Annotated in this window: 10 protein-coding genes; 8 read left to right on the top strand and 2 right to left on the bottom strand. The window is 35.5% G+C overall.

All coding sequences use genetic code 11. The features are described from left to right. Window positions 1–4 precede the first annotated feature (4 nt). Window positions 5–2,659: a hypothetical protein gene (locus tag CLV73_RS14805; RefSeq protein WP_100377637.1), complete on the bottom strand. Its 2,655-nt coding sequence runs from the start codon at window positions 2,657–2,659 to the stop codon at window positions 5–7. 29 nt (window positions 2,660–2,688) lie between these two features. Further along, entirely contained in the window at window positions 2,689–3,486 is a 798-nt protein-coding gene (locus tag CLV73_RS14800) for a DUF2797 domain-containing protein (protein ID WP_100377636.1), read from the bottom strand. A gap of 91 nt (window positions 3,487–3,577) precedes the next feature. Between CLV73_RS14800 and CLV73_RS14795 the strand changes: the two genes are divergently transcribed. The 8 genes from CLV73_RS14795 to CLV73_RS14760 all read left to right on the top strand — a co-directional run bounded on the left by CLV73_RS14795 (window position 3,578) and on the right by CLV73_RS14760 (window position 16,194). Next, complete coding sequence (locus CLV73_RS14795; RefSeq protein ID WP_100377635.1) at window positions 3,578–4,609, top strand: GDP-mannose 4,6-dehydratase; 1,032 nt, start codon at window positions 3,578–3,580, stop codon at window positions 4,607–4,609. A gap of 131 nt (window positions 4,610–4,740) precedes the next feature. Continuing rightward, window positions 4,741–4,962: a DUF2795 domain-containing protein gene (locus CLV73_RS14790; protein ID WP_027382805.1), complete on the top strand. Its 222-nt coding sequence runs from the start codon at window positions 4,741–4,743 to the stop codon at window positions 4,960–4,962. Between the two features lie 124 nt (window positions 4,963–5,086). Continuing rightward, window positions 5,087–8,161, top strand: coding sequence for a preprotein translocase subunit SecA (secA, locus tag CLV73_RS14785; protein WP_100377634.1), 3,075 nt, complete (start codon window positions 5,087–5,089; stop codon window positions 8,159–8,161). A gap of 150 nt (window positions 8,162–8,311) precedes the next feature. Beyond that, a complete protein-coding gene (locus CLV73_RS14780) occupies window positions 8,312–10,492 on the top strand; it encodes a TonB-dependent siderophore receptor (protein WP_100377633.1) in 2,181 nt (726 codons plus the stop codon). 41 nt (window positions 10,493–10,533) lie between these two features. Next, on the top strand, window positions 10,534–11,739 hold the full coding sequence (locus CLV73_RS14775; RefSeq protein ID WP_100377632.1) for a PepSY-associated TM helix domain-containing protein: 1,206 nt from the start codon (window positions 10,534–10,536) through the stop codon (window positions 11,737–11,739). Further along, a complete protein-coding gene (locus CLV73_RS14770; RefSeq protein WP_100377631.1) occupies window positions 11,736–13,853 on the top strand; it encodes a TonB-dependent receptor in 2,118 nt (705 codons plus the stop codon). The genes CLV73_RS14775 and CLV73_RS14770 overlap by 4 nt, the downstream gene beginning before the upstream one ends. Window positions 13,854–13,927: 74 nt before the next feature. Continuing rightward, window positions 13,928–15,154, top strand: a complete 1,227-nt coding sequence (locus CLV73_RS14765) for a PepSY-associated TM helix domain-containing protein (RefSeq protein WP_100377630.1) — start codon at window positions 13,928–13,930, stop codon at window positions 15,152–15,154. Window positions 15,155–15,225: 71 nt separating this feature from the next. Beyond that, on the top strand, window positions 15,226–16,194 hold the full coding sequence (locus CLV73_RS14760) for an ROK family protein (protein WP_100377629.1): 969 nt from the start codon (window positions 15,226–15,228) through the stop codon (window positions 16,192–16,194). Window positions 16,195–16,287 lie beyond the last annotated feature (93 nt).

Below are 16,287 nucleotides of genomic sequence, written 5' to 3'. Positions count from 1 at the left end.
GAAACTATTCGGTTTCGGGAGTTTCTTTTTTCTTAAAGACATTCTTTAAAAAACCTTTTCTCTTTTTAGGCTGGGCGTCATCATGTTGCTTTTGGTCTTTTGCATTTTTAACCTCCTGCTTTAATTCATTTACAGAACTCTTCATGTCTTTAACTGCAGATACCGCCTTCTTTACTGTTGTCTCGGTTTTATCAACATTCTTACCAATCAGCGTTTTTTTCAGCCCATCTTCAATTCCTCTCCAGAAAAGATTAAAGAACGATTTCGTAGGATCTCTTTCTACATTTTCAACCGTTACTTCTTCAGGAAACTTACCTGAGTCTGATTTTATAAATAAATTGGCAACTGCCGTCAGAACACCTTTTTTCTCATGGTTTTTCTTATCCAGAATGGCAATTTTTAAATCTTTATGCTTTAAATTAAAGATACCGTTTATCCCTTCAGGATTTCCTTTAAAATTAAAAAGCATCTCATGAATAGTCCCTGAAGTTGCTGTTACATGCAGATAAGGCCTAATGAAAGGATTGATTCCCTGAACAGGAAGATTAGTGGTTCTTCCGGAAATAGCAAAAACATCATTTGAATTGGCAACATCGAAATTCCAGTTAACGGCCAAAGGAGACAGGTTCATAAATGAACAGTTGATCTTAATATCTACTCTTGTCGGTTTTCCTTTTGTTTTAGCTGAATTCAGATTTTTGACATTCATATTGAAATTACTGAAAGTCAATTTTCCGGGACCTGCACTTTCAGGCGTATCTTCTTCGTATACCAAGACCGAATTTTTTACATCTAAATTATTTATTTGTAGCGGAAACTTAATACTTCTAAGCATTTTGGAATACAACGCTTTTTCCTTTGGATCATCTTTTGGTATTTTGCTTCGGAAAATATTGGCATCTGCAGACTGAATATTCACATTGGAGGCGTTGATAAACTTATTCTGAGAAAACAAGTTCCAGTTTCCAACCGCTGTGATCTGTTTTGCCGTTATGTCATACAAATCTCTTTCAACCGGGATCATTTTAATAAACTGAGCTCTTGAAACAAGGGGCTTCATGGCAAACTGATCAATTTTAACTTTATTATTCCCAAATTCAACATTTGCCACAGACATATTATAAAATTTGGTTTTATAAGTAAAATTTTTAGTTGAAAACATATAATTTTCTACATTAACCCCTAATCCCGTTCCGTCAGATTTTTGCTTGATTTCCAAATGATTTAAAGACGCATTCAAATTATTGAACTTTAAAGGTTGATTCTCTTTATCATACACAACATTTGAATTTTTCACCGTCACTTTCTTTATTGTAAGAGGAAACTGAATTCCTTTTATTTCTTTCTTTTTAGGGACTGTTTTTTCCTTTTCTTGTGCTTTAAAAACTCCATTTACACGGTCGACCAAAATCTCATTAATTTCAAGATCGAGTTTTTTATCGATTGTTTCCCATTTATTTATTGTAACGGCAAGTTGATGTAATTTCAAATCTGTAGCCGTTTCAGGAGAGGTGATTGCAATATTTCTGAATTCCCCTTTTTTAGGATTTAATCCGAAGCTTTCACAAATAATATGTTCAGCATTAAAATAGGCAATATCTTTTCCTGTGATATTAAAGTCCCTATATCGGATAGGAATGGTTTCTTCCGAAGTATCTTTACTGAATTTCAATTCATTAATATTCAGATTTAATTCTTTTGCAGAAAAAAGCTTATTTCCATCTGGTTTTATAAGCTGAACAGCAGCATGATCCAGTTTTACCCCATTGAGATCCACCTCAAAATTGAAAGGCTTTTTATTGCTGGGTTTTGTTGCTGAATTTGTATAAACAGTCAGATTAGGATGATAAAAAAACGCTTGAGAAAGTGAGATAATATTTTTCTTTAGAATAACATCCTTAAAATCCATTTTAGGAATGCTGAACTGAAAAAGCTGTTTTTTCTGAGGGTAGCTTTGTTTAAACTGATCAAAGGTAACCAGCGGATCCAACCTGAAATTTTCTACCGACATTTGTCCGTTTGACGTGGTGATCTTATCTATTCTAAGGGTATACATATTATCCGGCCGGAAGAAAAAATTCTTCCCTTTAATGCTATAGCTGTCAAACACTACCGGAAGTTTATTTTCCACCGATTCTTCTGTCATCTGCAGATTTTCAACATACAAATCCAGCTGTTCTATTTTCAGAAACGGCTGCCTTGTATATTTAAAAATTGTAATTTCTCCTTTATGAATTCTGATATTCTCAAACATCACCGGATTTTTCTTTTTTCCGGTTTTTTCATCAACGGGTTTAGCAAGAATAATATTCAGATTGGGATTACCCAGTAAAAGATCTGTAGAACTTATCCGTTTATTAAAAACAGCATCAAAAATCCCGAAGCGGCTTATTTTTAGTGTATCAATGGTCCCCTGAAGTCCTATCACTTCAGTATTTTGAGGATTTTTGTTATTAACTGTAATTCCGGTTACAAAAATATTTCCGGTGGTGAGATCTACATCTAAGGTTTTATAGGAGACCTTGTAATCCGTATTTTTTTTGATATAATCAGGAAGTTTGTTTTTAAGCCAAAAATTAAACCCGAAATTAGCAAGCAAGACAATCCCAAGTAGTATTGCAGTTGCGATCAGGAACTTTTTTACCCAGGATTTTTTCATAATTGTGATTTGGTTTTATTTTAAATTATTCAATTCCTCACATGCAGCTCTATTACGTACCCTTCATGGCCTCTTATATTGATAAAATTCCCTCCATCAAAACCAAGATATTGCCCTTTGATTCCGGTCAGTTTCCCTGTAAACTCCGGCTTTTTGTCTAAAGTAAATGAATTTATTTTTTCCGGTTTTTCAAAAGGATAATCAAATTTCCAGAGATTTTCTCCCTCACTATAAAACTTCTGAAAGTCTTCAGGGAAATATTCCTTAATTTTTTGTTGAAAATCCGCCAAATCCACTTCGTCTTCAAAATCATCCTGAAGCATTTTTCTCCAGTTGGTTTTATCCGGAAGATGTTCTTTCAGCGCTACTTCTATCATTCCGGCTTCATAGCGGTTTTCTGTTCTCGCAATGGGCAGTGCAAAAGTCGCGCCCTGATCAATCCATCGTGTAGGAATTTGTGTATTTCGGGTTACTCCTACCTTTACATCACCGGTGTATGCTAAATATACAGTGTGTGGCTGCAACTGTATTTCTTTCTCAATCTCCAGATCACGTTCCGCAATTCCCAGATGCGCCGTGGAAAGCTCCGGACGAATGATCGTATCACTGGCATAAGGGCTTTCAAAAAAACAGCTTTTACAAAATCCCATTCTGTAAATAGGTTTATTCTCCCCACAATTAACACATTGAAAACCTACATGCTTTATCATTAACTCTTTACCAAACAATTCATTCATATGAATTAAATCTCCGGAAAGGTTAAGATAGTATTGAATCGGCTCATCATTGAAGCTCGTCATTTTTAAAATTTGCCCTTGAAACTGCATAATATTGAATAGTATTACTTTTTTAAGTAAATTTAATGAATTAAAATTTGAAAACTTAATTTTATAGTTTTTGTAAAAGTAAAAAACGCAGATGAATTATCTTGTTACAGGAGGAAGTGGTTTTATAGGTTCTCATTTAATTGAACAATTATTAAAAAATGGACATTCTGTCATAAACATTGACAACTTCGATGATTTTTATGATTATAAAATAAAAATCAGGAATACTTTAGAATCTATTGGTAATAATTCTGTTTTTGAGTTTTCAGATAAGGAAAGCGATTTAACAAAGCTTTACTCTATTACAGAATCCTCTAATTATAAATTATATACAGAAGATATCCGGAACAAAAATACCTTAAAAACTATATTTGAAAATCATTCTGTTGATCTTGTTGTTCACTTAGCAGCTTTAGCGGGGGTTCGTCCATCAATAGAGAGACCTTTAGAATATGAGGAAGTGAATATAAAAGGAACCATGAATCTTTGGGAACTCTGTAAAGAATTTAATATCAAAAAGTTTATTAATGCATCTTCATCAAGTGTTTATGGAAACAATGAAAAAATACCTTTTACAGAGACCGACAATGTTGACCGGCCTATTTCCCCTTATGCCGCTACTAAAAGATGCGTAGAAGTTTTGGGTCACGTTTATCATAACTTATACAATATAGACAGCATCCATCTTCGCTTTTTCACCGTTTACGGACCAAGGCAAAGACCGGATCTTGCCATCTATAAATTTACAAGACTTATTACTGAAGAAAAAGAAATTCCTTTTTACGGGGACGGGAATACTTCCAGAGACTATACCTATATTGATGATATCATTGACGGAATTATTAAATCTATGATTTATTTAGAAAACAATTCAGGGTTGTATGAGATCATTAATCTTGGAGAAAGTGAAGTTATCAGTCTAAACGAAATGCTTACTTGCCTGGAAATTACTTTGGAAAAATCTGCCATTAAAAAAAATCTGCCAATGCAACCCGGAGATGTCCTTAAAACCAATGCAGATATTACAAAAGCGAAGACATTAATTGGCTACAAACCTGCCACCAACTTCCAAAATGGCATAAAAAAATTTGTGGAATGGTTTTTGAGAAATGACATTCAATAATCCTCAATAACGATTGCAAAGCAGTTGTTAAAAGGAGAATGAACAAAAATTAATAAAAAGAGTTGAAAATCAAGTATAAAAAAGCATATAATATAAGCTATTTTTATACTTTTGCAAAAAATTAGAAAATTATGTACTGGACATTAGAATTAGCATCTTACTTAAGTGACGCACCTTGGCCGATGACAAAGGCAGAGCTTATCGACTACGCAATCAGAACTGGTGCACCGATGGAAGTAGTAGAAAATCTTCAGGCGATCGAAGATGAAGGGGAAATTTATGACGCAATCGATGAGATCTGGAGCGATTATCCTACGGACGAGGATTATCTTTGGAACGAAGACGAATATTAATTAAAGCATCAAGCTTTAGGCAATAGCTTAGAGCTTTTTTGCCCTTTTTAAATATCAATTTTACACGATAAGTGTTATTAAAAACGCTTAAAGTATATCGCTTTAGGCATAAAGTAAAAATTTTATGAGTTTTTTAAACAAAGTTCTTAAGGGGTTTTTGGGAGACAAGAAAGCGCAGGACCTAAAAGAAGTAAAAAAAGTTGTAACAAAAATCAAAGCTGTTGAACCAGAAATTCAGCAATTGTCTGATGATGGTTTAAGAGAGAAAACTGCTGAGTTTAAAGAAAATATTAAATCTGCAATCAGCAAAATCACAGCTCAAATAGAACAGATTCAAGAGCAGATAAAAAATTCGACAAACGTTGATGAAAAAGAAGCTCTTTTTTCAAAGATTGAAGCTCTAAAGAAAGAATCTTACGAAATTGAAGAAAAAGTTTTGAGCCAAATTCTTCCTGAAGTTTTTGCTTTGGTAAAAGAAACAGCGAGAAGATGGGCACAGAACGGAGAAATCCGAGTAACAGCAACTGATTGGGACAGACAACTGGCTGCTGCAGGAAAAGATTTTGTAGAAATTCAGGGAGATCAAGCGGTTTGGAAAAACTCATGGGATGCTGCCGGAACACCTGTAAACTGGGATATGGTACATTACGATGTTCAGTTTATCGGAGGGGTTATTCTTCATAGCGGAAAAATTGCCGAAATGGCAACCGGTGAAGGTAAAACTTTAGTAGGTACGCTTCCTATTTTCTTAAATGCACTTCCGGGAAGAGGTGTTCACGTTGTAACAGTGAATGACTACCTTGCCAAAAGAGACTCGGCTTGGATGGGGCCACTATACCAATTCCACGGTATGTCGATCGACTGTATCGATAATCACCAACCGAACTCAGACGGAAGAAGAAAAGCATACAACTCAGATATCACTTATGGAACCAATAACGAATTCGGTTTCGATTACCTGAGAGATAATATGGTGACTTCACCTTCAGAACTGGTACAAAGAGAATTGAACTTTGCGATCGTGGATGAGGTTGACTCTGTATTGGTGGATGATGCAAGAACGCCATTGATTATTTCTGGTCCGGTTCCACAAGGTGACAGACAGGAGTTTGATGTTCTGAAACCTTCTATCGACAGAATTGTTGAAGTTCAGAAAAAAACAGTTTCTACCATCTTTAATGAAGCGAAAAAACTAATCGCGGCAGGAAACACAAAAGAAGGAGGATTCAAATTGCTTCAGGCTTACAGAGGTCTTCCTAAAAACAGACAATTAATTAAATTCTTATCGGAAAGCGGAAACCGCGCGTTGCTTCAGAAAGTGGAAGCGCAATATATGCAGGATAATAACCGTGATATGCCGATTGTAGATAAAGATCTTTACTTCGTAATCGAAGAAAAGAACAATCAGGTAGACCTTACAGACAAAGGTGTTGAATACATGTCTCAAGGAAACTCTGATCCGAATTTCTTTGTACTTCCTGATATCGGAACCGAAATCGCTGAGTTAGAAGCCAAGAATTTATCTAAAGAAGAAGAATTTGAAGCTAAAGAAAAACTTTTCTCCGATTTTGCTGAAAAATCAGAAAGAGTTCACACAATGAGCCAACTTTTGAAGGCATACACTTTATTCGAAAAAGATGATGAGTATGTTGTAATTGATGGTGAAGTAAAAATCGTTGATGAGCAGACCGGTCGTATCATGGAGGGAAGACGTTATTCTGACGGTCTTCACCAGGCGATCGAAGCTAAAGAAAATGTAAAGATCGAAGCTGCAACTCAAACTTTTGCAACCATTACCCTTCAGAACTATTTCCGTATGTATAATAAGCTTGCGGGGATGACCGGTACTGCTGAAACGGAAGCGGGTGAGCTTTGGGAAATTTATAAATTAGACGTTGTGGTTATTCCAACCAACCGTCCGATTTTGAGACATGATAAGCAAGACTTAGTTTATAAAACTAACAGAGAAAAATATAATGCCGTAATTGAAGAAATTGAAAGATTAACAGCTGCCGGAAGACCTGTTCTTGTAGGAACAACTTCAGTTGAAATTTCTCAATTATTATCAAAAGCACTTCAGTTAAGAAAAATTCCACATCAGGTTCTGAACGCGAAACTTCACAAAAAAGAGGCGGAAATTGTTGCCGGAGCAGGGCATCCCGGAGTTGTAACCATTGCAACCAATATGGCGGGGCGTGGTACCGATATTAAACTAACGAAAGAGGTAAAAGAAGCAGGAGGTTTAGCTATTATCGGAACTGAAAGACATGATTCCAGACGTGTTGACAGACAGTTGAGAGGTAGAGCAGGACGTCAGGGAGATCCGGGAAGTTCTCAGTTCTATGTGTCTTTGGAAGACAACTTAATGCGTTTGTTCGGTTCTGAAAGAATCGCTAAAATGATGGACAGAATGGGTCATAAGGAAGGGGAAGTTATCCAGCATTCTATGATCTCTAAATCTATCGAAAGAGCTCAGAAAAAAGTAGAGGAAAACAACTTCGGAACCAGAAAAAGACTTCTTGAATATGATGACGTGATGAACAAGCAACGTGATGTTATCTACAAGAGAAGAAAGAATGCTTTATTTGGAGATCACCTGAAGTATGACATCGCCAATATGATTTTTGATGTTGCCAACTCTATTGTTGCAAAAGGAAAAGCTACAGGAAATTATAAAGATTTCGAATATGAAATCATTAAAACTTTCACGATGGAATCTCCTGTTTCTGAGAGCGATTTCAAGAATAAAAATATTCAGGACTTAACAAATATTTTATTCAAGGCTGCTCAGGAAGATTATCAAATGAAACTGAACTTGCTGAAAGAAAAATCATTCCCTATCATTGAGAATGTATATCAGAATCAAGGTTCAATGTTTAAAATGATCCAGGTTCCTTTTACAGACGGTCATAAAACCATGACGATCGTTGCAGATCTTAAGGAAGCTTACGAAACCAAGTGTGAAAGCTTAGTTAATGATTTTGAAAAGAATATCACTTTATCTATTATTGATGAAAACTGGAAACTTCACCTTCGTGAAATGGATGATTTAAGAAGATCCTCTCAGGGAGCCGTTTACGAGCAAAAAGATCCGCTGGTAATTTACAAACAGGAATCTTTCCACTTATTCAGTGAAATGATTGACAAATTGAATAAAGAAATTATTTCATTCTTGTACAAAGGAGAAATTCCTGCATAAGAAAATAATTAATTCATAATACAAAACCCGCATCAATACAGATTGTTGCGGGTTTTTGCTATTTATTGTATAATAATTTTATGATAAATATCAATTATGAAATTTATTTAGAATAATTAAAAACAATATATTTGCAAAAATTTTTGTTTCATGAAAAATGTACTGATCTGCGCTTCGCTGTTGGGTTCTATGCTAACTTTTGCTCAGGAAAAAGATTCAACAAAGACTAAGAATATTGATGCAGTTATCATCAACACTTATATAAAAAAGGATTCTGACTTTTCAAATAAAATGTCTATCAAGGCCATCGAAGATCCGCAAGTATTTTCTTCAATAAATAAATCTGTCTTAGAAAATCAAGCCATTTTTACAGTTGACGATGCTTATAGAAACATTACAGGTCTACAACAAATGTGGAGCCCAACAAGCAGAGCCGGAGACGGTGGTTCTTTTATTGTTTTAAGAGGATTTCCATCCAATAACTCCATGAGAAATGGGTTAGTTTCTCCTGTTACAACAACAATTGATGCAGTAAATATTGAGAGACTTGAAGTTTTAAAAGGCCCATCAGGAACATTATATGGTAGTAACGTAGCTTCTTATGGTGGTTTGGTGAACAGAATAACTAAAAGACCTTTCGAGAATTTTGAAGGACAAGTAAGTTTCATGGGGGGAAGTTACAATACTTATAGAGCACAGGCTGATATTAATACCCCTCTAACAAAAGATAAGAAATTACTTTTCAGAATTAATACTGCATATACCAACCAGGGAACCTTCCAAAAAACAGATGCAAAAAATTCATACTTTGCATTTACACCATCATTAACATATAATTTGAACGACAAACTTCAATTTAATATTGAATATGAAATGTTCAATACAAGAGCTATCGGCGATCAATTTTTCTTTTATTTAAATCCAGGTAGTTTAAATGGAATTGATAATATGAAAGATCTTGAAAAAGCAGGACTTAATTATAAAGAATCTTACATTGGCGACGATTTGTACACTACTGCAAGAGTAAACAATATCTTTGGGCAGGTTAATTATAAGATTAATAATAATATTAAATCTTCAACTAATATTAATACATCTAGTAGCTATTCTGATGGATTTGGGCCTTATTTTTCAGCATCAGTTGACACAAACAATAATGTTTCTGTAAGCAGATTTGATCAAGCTACAAGAGACAGCAGAAAAAAATATTTACAGATACAACAAAACTTTAATTTCGATTATTCTTTCGGAAACGGAATGAGAAACAGAACGGTTGTAGGTTTTGATTATCTTAAAACAAAAGACAGATCTCGTTTTATTTATCTTGCAAACGGGGCTACTTATACAGTTCCTGCAAACGGAGGAGATTATTCAGATTTTAACGGAACAACTTTAGGAGCACTTTATGATAATCCTGAAAATATCAGTCACTATGATGTGGACGGAGATACAAATACTTATAGCGGATATATTTCAAACGTTTTTACACCAATTTCAGAACTTAATATTGTCTTAGGATTACGTTATGAAAACAATGATTTCTTAGGAGGTAAAGTTTGGGTAAACGACACTCCGGCTTACAACCAATCTGCATGGTCTCCGAAAGCAGGTTTAGTCTATCAAATCATTAAAGATAAATTCTCAGTTTTTGGAAATTATCAGAACAGCTTTAAAAGTAATGGCTATTACACGACAGATTTGGCAGGAAGTATTGCACTTTCTGATCCTGAAAGAGCAAACCAGTTTGAAACAGGTTTTAAAGCAAATCTTATCAATGGGAAAATCAATGCTACAGTAAGTTATTACAACATTAAAGCAAAAAATATGTTATTTGGCACTGGGCAATACACTGCTGCAGGTAATGCTGTACAAACACAGACAGGAGAAATCCAGAGTAAAGGAATAGAACTTGAAGTAAATGCTTATTTAATAAAAGGATTCTCTTTAATCGGAGGTGTTTCTTATAATGACACAACAGATTTAAGCACAGGCTTCAGACCGAGTACAGCAGGATCTCCATGGCTAGCAAATTTTAATGCAAGCTACCAGTTTGTTGATGGAAGTTTAAAAGGTTTTGGTTTTGGAATCGGAGGAAACTATGCAAATGCTAATAAGATCTACAATCAGGTAAATCCGGCAACAACCAGATTCGAAATATTTACATTACCTAAATATTTTGTGTTAAATGCCAACGCATTTTATGATGCTAAAAAATTCAGAATTGGTTTGAAAGTTGACAATTTTACAAACCAACACTACTGGATTGGTTACACCACAGGAAATCCTCAAAAGCTAATCAATGCTTTGGGTACAATTACTTACAAATTCTAAAAAACCTAAAAGCTAACCTTTGGTAAGGTTAGCTTTTTACTATGAAGAAAAAACATCATCATAAGAAGAAACCTTCATGGATAAAAAAATGGTCAGCCAAACTGCATTTGTGGTTGGGCTTATCCGTTGGTCTGGTTGTTTTTATTGTTTCCCTAACGGGGAGTATGTATGTTTTCAAGGATGAAATACAGAACATTCTCAGAAAAGATGCAATCTGGGTTAAGCCGGAAGCCATTACACAGTCTCCAGTCCCCATTGAAGTCCTTAAAGAAAAAGTTTCTTTGGAAGTCAATGAAAAATATCCGATCAGCTCGGTTGAGATTCCTTTAGATAAAAATAAATCTTACGAGTTTCTTTATTACGAAAAAGAAAAAAAAGGCTGGAATTATTTTCAGGAAGTTAAGATTAATAAACTTGTCTATGTCAATCAATATACGGGGCAGATTTTAGGAGTTTATGATGAAAAATACGACCTCTTCCCTATTTTAAAAGCCATTCACTGGAGTTTACTGTTAAAAACAGACTGGGGAAAGTATGCCGTCGGAATTCCGGTAGTATTATTTATCATCATGCTCCTTACAGGGATTGTGCTTTGGTGGCCGAAAAATAAAAAAGCAAGAAGAGCACGCTTCTCATTCGACTGGAAAAACGTAAAAACATGGAAGCGTAAAAATTATGATCTTCACAGTATTTTAGGTTTTTATGTATCCTTTATCGCTCTGTTGATGAGCCTTACTGGAATCTATTTTTCCTATCCATGCGTGAAAAATGTATTCAATTTTACACTTTCCGGCTCTTTGGAACTTCCGAAAGAGAAAGATATCAAATCGCCTGACTCTCTTTTAGTAAAAAACCATTCAATTTATGATATTACGGCTCAGGAGACTAAAAACCTGTACCAGGAATCATCAAGCTTCAGAATTCCTTTAAACGGAAAAAATAAAAAAGGAAAAGAATTAAAAAATATTCCTGTAACAGTCTATCAGAAAGAGGGAAGATTCAGTGAAAGAAGCCTGATTGTTTTTGATAAATATTCAGGAAAAATCTTATCAAATAAACTTCATCAAAGCCTTACTAATGCTGAAAAATATGCCAATGCCAATTATGATATTCATACAGGTTCCTATTTTGGACTGTTTGGAAAAATTATTTGGTTTTTAGCCGGATTGGTTTGCACATCATTACCTGTAACGGGTTTTTTGATTTGGTGGGGAAAATATAAAAAACAAGGAAAGAAGAAATCATGAAAAAAGCTCTTTTATCAGTAGCTTGCTTAGGATCTGTAGCTGTTTTTGCACAGAAAACAGATAGTTTAAAAACATCTAACGTTGAAGAAGTAGTACTTACCGCTTCCCGAAAAAAAGAAAATATAAAAGAAATTCCGAGCTCGGTAACGATTGTTAATCAGAAGCTGATTCAGTCACAGTTGACGGTAAATTCTGATATTACAAGCATTTTACAATATACTGTTCCGAGTTTAGCGACAAGTTCGGGACAAACTTCCAACACCGGACAAACACTGAGAGGCCGTCAGGTTTTAGTTTTAATTGATGGCATCCCTCAATCTACACCGCTTCGAAACGGAGCTAGAGATTTAAGATCAATCGATCCTTCAGTAATTGAAAGAATTGAAGTCATTAAAGGAGCGTCCTCTATTTATGGAAATGGAGCAGATGGAGGAATTATTAACTATATGACGAGAAAAAGCACTTCTGATAAAAAAATTTCAGGGATTTCCCAGGTGGGTATCACCGGACAACCTTATGGCGGAACTTTAGGTTTCAGAGCAAGCCAGCTACTTTCCGGAAATTTAGCTAAAAAGTTCGATTATGTGGCTTCGTTTGCCTATGAAAGAACGGGTTACATGAAAGATGCAGATGGTGTGAATTTAAGCCCGACATACAGCCCCGCAAAAATGAATAATTACAACGGAATGCTGAAGTTAGGCTATAATATTAATGATAATCAAAGAATTGAAGCTTCTTACATTGGATATGCTTCAAAATCTGATTTAAATTTAGGGCTAAAAACAGGAAAATATGGCATCACTCCAACTATAGGCGAAGGTGAAGGAAAAAATCTGGAAACCACGCCACAGGGAACTCCGAGAAATCATAACGTAAAAGTAAGCTACGACAATAAAAATATCTGGGAAGGAACGTCTTTGAATATAAACCTTTATATGCAGGATTTCAGAACGGTTTACGGATATAGCGATACTTTTTTCAACGGTGGTCAGTCCAACGTGATTTCAAAAAAATACGGGGCAAGAGCCAACTTTGATACCCAACTTTGGAACACTCAGAATTCTCAGGCAGAAGTTATTTACGGAGTTGATATTTTGAACGACAAAACTGTTCAGAAGCTGGAAGACGGCCGTTACTGGACTCCGGATATGAACATGACCAATATTGCACCTTTTGCTTTGGTTAAGATTGATTTATTAAAGAAGTTAACCATCAAAGGAGGTTTAAGATATGAAAATATGAAGGTAAAAGTCGGAGATTTCAACACTCTTTCGACAATTAAATCAGACGGAACTTTTACAAAAAGTATTTTTGTAACCGGAGGAAACTTAGAATATAATGCATTGGTGGGAAACATCGGAATCCGTTACAATATCAATCCGATGATCAATATTTTCGGAAGTTTTTCCCAGGCCTATTCAATCAACGAATTGGGAAGAATTTTGAGAACATCAACTTCTGACACCATCAGCAACCTGGAAACAAAACCCATCATCGTTAACAATTATGAACTGGGAACAACTGGCCAAATTACAAAATGGCTGAACTATGAAGTGACTTCTTACGTAAGTACTTCCAAATTGGGAGCAACTTTTATCCAGAGCCCGGACAGAGCCTTAACGATTCAAAGAGCACCTGAAGTAGTGTATGGAGTGGAAGGTTTTTTACATTTTACCCCTGTAAACTGGATCAATTTCGGAGGCAGCTATAGCTGGATGGAAGGGATTACTTCTCCTAAAAATGATGGCGACTACTCCACAAAAATCAATAACAGCAGAATATCCGCACCTAAAGTTTTAGCTTATGTTCAGGTAAAACCGATTCAGAAAATATCGGTGGGATTGGATATGCTTCATGCTTTCGGACAGGACAGATTTGAACCCAATGCCAAAACCGGCTTGTATGTATATGGCGAAGGAAAAGTTCCTGAATACACGATTTTTAATTTAAAATCAAGCTACGACGTAAATAAGAACTGGAAAGTATCTCTGGGTATAGAAAACCTGTTTAATACAATGTATCAACCCGCAATTGCATGGTGGACCGCAAGAGATGCTGACTTTACCAATTCTTTAGGAATGAGGGGCACTTTTATGGTTGAATACAAATTTTAGTACCATTCATTTTTTTAATTTATAAATATTCTAAATAAAAATTAAAACTTATCTTTGCCCAGTCAAAGGAAACTATGAAGAAAAAACATCATCATAAAAAAAAGCCAAGCATAATAAAGAAATGGACAGGAAGACTGCATTTGTGGTTGGGTCTTGGAATTGGGTTTCTGATCTTCATTATTTCCATTACCGGAGCATTGTACGTTTTTAAGGATGAAATTGAAAACTTTACCCGTAAAGATGTCATTTATCACAACGAGCAGAATATCGAACAGAAGCAGGTTCTTCCCATCCGTGTTCTGGAACGTTCGGTAGTAGATCAGGTAAAAGAAAAATATCCTGTTCATTGGGTAAATATTCCGATCGACAAAAAGATGTCTTATCTTTTTTATTGGTATGAACACAATCCGAAAGGCTGGAATTATTTTGATGAATTTCCTATCTACAAAGTAGCTTATGTCAATCCCTACAACGGGAAGGTTTTAAGAACATATGACGAGAAAAACGGATTCTTTCAGATCGTAAAAATGATCCACTGGAGCTATCTTTTGAAACAGGAATGGGGAAGCTATCTTGTGGGAATCCCTGTAATTATTTTTGTCATTATGCTGATTTCCGGGATTATTCTCTGGTGGCCTAAAAATAAAGCAGCCAGAAAACAGCGTTTTTCTTTCAGATGGCAGAATGTAAAAAGCTGGAAAAGAAAAAATTACGACCTTCATAATGTCTTAGGGTTTTATGCATCCGTTTTTGCTTTAATATTTTCATTAACGGGATTGTTCTATGCGTTTTTTGTAGTTCAGGCTGCATTCTATTTCATCTTTTCAGGAGGAGAAACAGTTTACCCTGACTTTTCATCCATTAAGACTAAAGCTCCGATCGAGTTGAGAACAGAAGGAACGCTAGATAAAATCAGCAATACCGTTAAAACAAAATATCCGGATTCTTATGGCTTTTCTATCGATCTTGGGCACGAACACATGGATGATCATGCACATCCGAACTTTGAAGTTTATGTGAAACACTTATCATATTCTTACCACAAAAGCAGCAGCTTGATTTTTGATGAAAACTCAGGAGAATTGCTGCATACTCACGACATGAAAGACAAAAATTTTGGTGAAAAAACAGTTGGAGCCAACTATGATATTCATGTAGGATCCATTTTGGGACTTCCTACAAAGATCATTGCTTTTATTGTAAGTTTGATATGTGCCTCATTACCAGTCACTGGCTTCATGATCTGGTGGGGAAGAAGAAAAAAGAAAACTCCTAAAACCGTTAAAACTTTTTTTAAATAAATATGTGCTTAATCGTCTAATAACTAAGATCTTTTTTATAATTTTAGCCTTTTAGAATTTTAAGCAAAGAAATGTCATTAGTAGATTTGTCAAAACACGTTGCGCTGGGAATTGATATTGGCGGAACAAACACAAAATTTGGAGTGGTAAACCACCGGGGTGAAGTTCTTGAAAAAGGAAATATCCGAACAGATGCCTACGCTACTGTAGAAGAATATATTGACGCTTTATACGAGGCTGTTCATCCTATGATCGAAAGCCACGGAAAAGAAAAAAACTTTGATGGGATAGGAGTCGGAGCTCCCAATGCCAACTATTATACCGGGACTATAGAACAGGCTCCCAATTTACCTTGGAAAGGAATTATTCCTTTTGCGGAATTGATGAAAGCGAAATTTGGGTTGCCGTGTACAATAACCAATGACGCCAACGCCGCCGCCATCGGAGAAATGCTTTTCGGAGCAGCCAGAGGAATGAAAGATTTTATTATGATTACTCTGGGTACAGGTGTAGGAAGCGGAATCATCGCAGGAGGTAAATTAATCTACGGGCACGATGGTTTTGCCGGAGAATTGGGGCATACAATTGTGAAACCAGGCGGAAGAAAACACTGGAGCACCGGTTCTGAAGGAAGTCTTGAAGCTTATGCTTCTGCAACAGGTATTGCTATTACCGCAAAGAAAATGAGAGCAGAGTTTCCTGAATCTATGCTTAATCAATATCCTGAAGAAGCCATTAATTCTAAAACAGTACACGAATGTGCTTTGAAAGGAGATCCGATATCCATAGAAGTTTTCAGGTATACAGGACAAAAACTAGGAGAAGCCCTGGCTAACTTCGTGATGTTCTCTTCCCCGGAAGCTATTCTTTTGTTTGGAGGAGTAATTAAAGCAGGAGATTTTATCTTAAAACCTACGAAACTTCACATGGAAAGAAACCTTCTTCCTATTTTCAGAAATAAAGTAAAATTGGTTTTCAGTGAGCTGGACGAAGCAGATGCTGCAATTTTAGGAGCAAGTGCCTTGGTTTGGGAAAAATAATCGAAAGCTATTTCAATAATACTAAGCATCCTTTTAGGATGCTTTTTTGTTTCTAAAGTACTTATAAAGAATCCAACAATGTGAAATTATTAA

This window comes from Chryseobacterium geocarposphaerae (assembly GCF_002797535.1).
In the GTDB taxonomy this organism is placed as follows: Bacteria; Bacteroidota; Bacteroidia; order Flavobacteriales; family Weeksellaceae; genus Chryseobacterium; species Chryseobacterium geocarposphaerae.
This window is presented reverse-complemented; position numbering and strand designations above follow the sequence as displayed.

Coding starts and splice junctions, on each gene's coding strand:
- CLV73_RS14800 (WP_100377636.1), bottom strand. CDS start 3,486: ATGCAGTTTCAAGGGCAAATTTTAAAAATGACGAGCTTCAATGATGAG.
- CLV73_RS14790 (WP_027382805.1), top strand. CDS start 4,741: ATGTACTGGACATTAGAATTAGCATCTTACTTAAGTGACGCACCTTGG.
- CLV73_RS14775 (WP_100377632.1), top strand. CDS start 10,534: ATGAAGAAAAAACATCATCATAAGAAGAAACCTTCATGGATAAAAAAA.
- CLV73_RS14795 (WP_100377635.1), top strand. CDS start 3,578: ATGAATTATCTTGTTACAGGAGGAAGTGGTTTTATAGGTTCTCATTTA.
- CLV73_RS14765 (WP_100377630.1), top strand. CDS start 13,928: ATGAAGAAAAAACATCATCATAAAAAAAAGCCAAGCATAATAAAGAAA.
- CLV73_RS14805 (WP_100377637.1), bottom strand. CDS start 2,659: ATGAAAAAATCCTGGGTAAAAAAGTTCCTGATCGCAACTGCAATACTA.
- CLV73_RS14770 (WP_100377631.1), top strand. CDS start 11,736: ATGAAAAAAGCTCTTTTATCAGTAGCTTGCTTAGGATCTGTAGCTGTT.
- CLV73_RS14780 (WP_100377633.1), top strand. CDS start 8,312: ATGAAAAATGTACTGATCTGCGCTTCGCTGTTGGGTTCTATGCTAACT.
- secA (WP_100377634.1), top strand. CDS start 5,087: ATGAGTTTTTTAAACAAAGTTCTTAAGGGGTTTTTGGGAGACAAGAAA.
- CLV73_RS14760 (WP_100377629.1), top strand. CDS start 15,226: ATGTCATTAGTAGATTTGTCAAAACACGTTGCGCTGGGAATTGATATT.